2 protein-coding genes are annotated in these 3,437 nt (G+C 66.0%); both read right to left on the minus strand.

The genetic code is table 11. The features are described from left to right. Positions 1-139: 139 nt before the first annotated feature. On the minus strand, positions 140-1,519 hold the full coding sequence (locus tag Q0K12_RS12370) for a phosphomannomutase (protein ID WP_297263277.1): 1,380 nt from the start codon (positions 1,517-1,519) through the stop codon (positions 140-142). Beyond that, positions 1,516-2,964: a mannose-1-phosphate guanylyltransferase/mannose-6-phosphate isomerase gene (locus Q0K12_RS12375; RefSeq protein WP_297263278.1), complete on the minus strand. Its 1,449-nt coding sequence runs from the start codon at positions 2,962-2,964 to the stop codon at positions 1,516-1,518. The genes Q0K12_RS12370 and Q0K12_RS12375 overlap by 4 nt, the downstream gene beginning before the upstream one ends. Between the last annotated feature and the right edge of the window lie 473 nt (positions 2,965-3,437).

Here is a 3,437-nt window from a genome sequence, read left to right on the forward strand (position 1 = left end):
CGCTTCCCTGCTCCTGCCGCACGCGCCCCTCCCGCCCCGCCTCTCCACCCCGCGCGACCCCCTCCCGTCCCCCCCAACAAACAGCGAATGCGTCAGCAACCGCCCGCAAGCGTTGCGAACGGCGTCCGCCTTGGGCTGGTCAGGCGTGATTGGCCACGTCGATGTGGTGCAGCAGGGCCTTGGTCATACGCGTCATGAGGGCGGCATCCCCGCGGGCTTCCACATTGAGGCGGAGGAGGGGCTCGGTATTGGAGGGGCGCAGATTGAAGCGCCAGTCCTTGAAGCTCAGGGAAAGACCGTCCAGACGGTTTTCTTCCAGCGCCTGCGGGGCATAGTCCCGGTAGACGGCGTCCATGACGGCGGCGGCATCCCGCACGCTGCGGTTGATCTCGCCGCTGCAGGGGTAGGCGCTCATGCGGGCGGCCACCAGATCCTTGAGGCTCTTGCCGCTGCGGCTGACGATGCGGGCCACCATGAGCCAGGGCAGCATGCCGGAATCGCAGTAGGCGAAGTCCCGGAAAAAGTGATGGGCGCTCATCTCGCCGCCGTAGACGGCATCCACGGCGCGCATGGTCTCCTTCATGAAGGCATGCCCGGCCTTGGAGAGAACGGGCTTGCCGCCAGCGGCCGTGACCACTTCCTGCGTATTCCAGACCAGGCGCGGGTCATGCACGATCTTGCCGCCGGGGTGGCTTTCCAGCACGGCTTCAGCCAGCAGGCCCACCAGGTAGTAGCCTTCGATGAAGGTGCCTTCATGGTCATAGAAAAAGCAGCGGTCAAAGTCGCCGTCCCAGGCCAGCCCCATGTCCGCGCCGTGTTCTTTGACGGCCTGTGCCGTCGCCGCGCGCTTCTCGGGCAGCAGAGGATTGGGGACGCCGTGCGGAAAGTGGCCGTCCGGCTCCGCATTGCTGAAGGAGAAGACATAGGGCAGGCGCGGGGCAAGCTCCCGCAGGACGAGCCCGGCGCAGCCGTTGCCCGCATCGCAGTGGATCTTGAGCGGCCGCAGGCCGTCCGTGCCCACCATGCTGAGCAGATGCGCCACATAGTCCGTCCGGTAGGTAGCGGTATGGAGGGGGGCAAGCTCCCCCGCGGGCGGCGTGTCGGCGGTCAGCGTACGCAGTTCTTCCGCCGTGCGGTCCCGGATGGCGTGCAGGCCGGAATCCCCGCTGATGGGGACGGCCCCGGCCCTGACCATCTTGAGACCGTTTTCATGGGCCGGATTGTGCGAGCCCGTGATCATGATGCCGCCGTCGAAGGGCTGGGCAAAGGCGGCGTAGTAGATCTCCTCCGTGCCGCACATGCCGATGTCCGTCACTTCGCAGCCGGATTCGCGCAGACCGAGGCACAGGGCGTCACGCAGGAGGGGGCCGGACAGCCGGGCGTCCCTGCCGATGACGGCATGGCGTGCGCCGGTCTCGGCCACAAAGGCCCGTCCGGCGGCGCGGACGAGCTGCGGGGAAAGGACATCCGGCACGGCGCCGCGCACATCATAGGCCTTGAAGCAGTCAAGCGTGCTCATTCTGTCTCCTTGTGGGCCGCAGGGGGTGCGGGTTCCGGGTCCGTCCGGCCGTACGCATCGCTGACGCGCACGATATCGTCCTCACCCAGGTAGCTGCCGGTCTGGATCTCGATAAGCAGCAGCGGGAGCTTGCCGGGATTCCTGAGACGGTGCAGGCTGCCCTGCGGGATATAGATGGATTCGTTTTCCGTGATCAGATGCACCGCATCGCCCAACGTCACCTCGGCCACACCGCCCACCACGACCCAGTGCTCGGCGCGGTGATAGTGCTTTTGCAGGGAAAGCTCGCCCCCGGGCTCCACCACGATGCGCTTGACCTGGAAGCGTTCGCCTTCAGCCAGACGCTCATAGCTCCCCCACGGACGGCAGACCCGGGGATGCAGGGCGTGCTCCGGGCGATGCGCCTGTTCCAGACGCTGCACGATGCGTTTGACGTCCTGCACGCGGTCGCGGCGGGCCACCAGCACGGCGTCGCGCGTCTCCACCACGGCCAGATCTTCCACGCCTACGGCCGCCAGCAGGCGTCCGGTGCTGTGGAGGTAACAGTTACGGCAGTCCTCCAGCATGACGTCGCCCTGCCGGGCGTTGCCGTTTTCGTCATGAGGGCTGATCTCGTAAAAAGCCTCCCAGGAGCCGAGGTCGTTCCAGCGCAGCGGGAGCGGCATGACCGCCGCCCGATCAGTGTGCTCCATGATGGCGTAATCGATGGAGTCCGACGGGCAGGCGCAAAAGGCGTCGGCGGCAGGCCGCAGGAAACAGCCGTCCGTGCGGCGTCCCTGCCAGGCCTTTCTGACGGCGGTGAGGATATCCGGGCGGAAACGCTGGAGCTCCTCCAGATAGCGGTCGGCCCGGAAGAGGAACATGCCGCTGTTCCAGAGAGCCGTACCCGAGGCCAGCAGGGTGCGTGCCGTGTCCACATCGGGCTTTTCCTGAAAGCGGCTGACCTCGTACAGCCCCGCGGACAGCTCGGGCCCCGTGATGATGTAGCCGAAGCCGGTGGCCGGAGCGGTGGGGGTGATGCCGAAGGTGACGAGCCGTCCCTCGGCCGCGGCGGGCAGGGCGGCCTGCACGGCCTCCACGAAGACCTCTTCGGGATCCATGCGGTGATCGGCCGGCAGCACCAGCAGAAGCGCCCGCCCGTCGCCGTCCTCCTGCGCCCGCAGGGCCGCCAGAGCGATGGCGGGCGCGGTATTGCGCCGGGCTGGCTCAAGGATGATGTCCGTCGCGGGGAAGGCCCTGACGGCATCCTTGACGTGAAAGCGGTGTTCCTCATTGCTGACGACCGTCAGGCGCGCATGCTCCAGCCGGGCGCAGCGGGCAAGAGTATCGGCCAGCAGGCTGCTTTTGCCGAATTCGATGAACTGCTTGGGATGGCCGGAACGGGAGAGCGGCCAGAGCCGGGAGCCGGTTCCGCCGCAAAGGATGACGGGAACGAGTGATGCCATACTGTCGCCTTTGGGAAAGAAGGTATGTGCCGCAAGGACAGTCTACCGCAGGAGGACGAAAAATCAAAGGGACATTGCCAAAGCGCGGGCAAGCCTCCCGCGCGGGGCGATCGGACGGTCTTTGCCGGCCCGGGAGTTGCGCCGCCATGTCTTCGCGCAGGTGGGAAGTTCCCCGGAGGATCGCCGCCGGAACCGGCCGGCACATGTCGGGATGTGCCCGGCTGTGGCGTGACGCAGGGAGAGCGGACAGAGGACGCGGGCAGGACGTATTACGTTTTTTGAGGGGGAAAAAAACTCGTTCTGTTGTCGATGCCCGTTAGCATTATTTACTGTGTTTGTTTGGGGGGAAGGGGAACCCCTCGCTCTGCTGTCGATGTCCGTAAGGCTCCTGCGTCGCCTAGGGTCAGGACTCATTATTTCCATACGCTTCAAAAAAGAGTAGGTATGGAGACGGAGGTTACCATGTCTACTCT

The sequence above is a fragment of the uncultured Desulfovibrio sp. genome (genome assembly GCF_944324525.1).
GTDB lineage: Bacteria > Desulfobacterota > Desulfovibrionia > Desulfovibrionales > Desulfovibrionaceae > Desulfovibrio.

Excerpts from the sequence above, each read along its gene's own strand:
- Q0K12_RS12375 (WP_297263278.1), bottom strand. The coding sequence starts at position 2,964 with ATGGCATCACTCGTTCCCGTCATCCTTTGCGGCGGAACCGGCTCCCGG.
- Q0K12_RS12370 (WP_297263277.1), bottom strand. The coding sequence starts at position 1,519 with ATGAGCACGCTTGACTGCTTCAAGGCCTATGATGTGCGCGGCGCCGTG.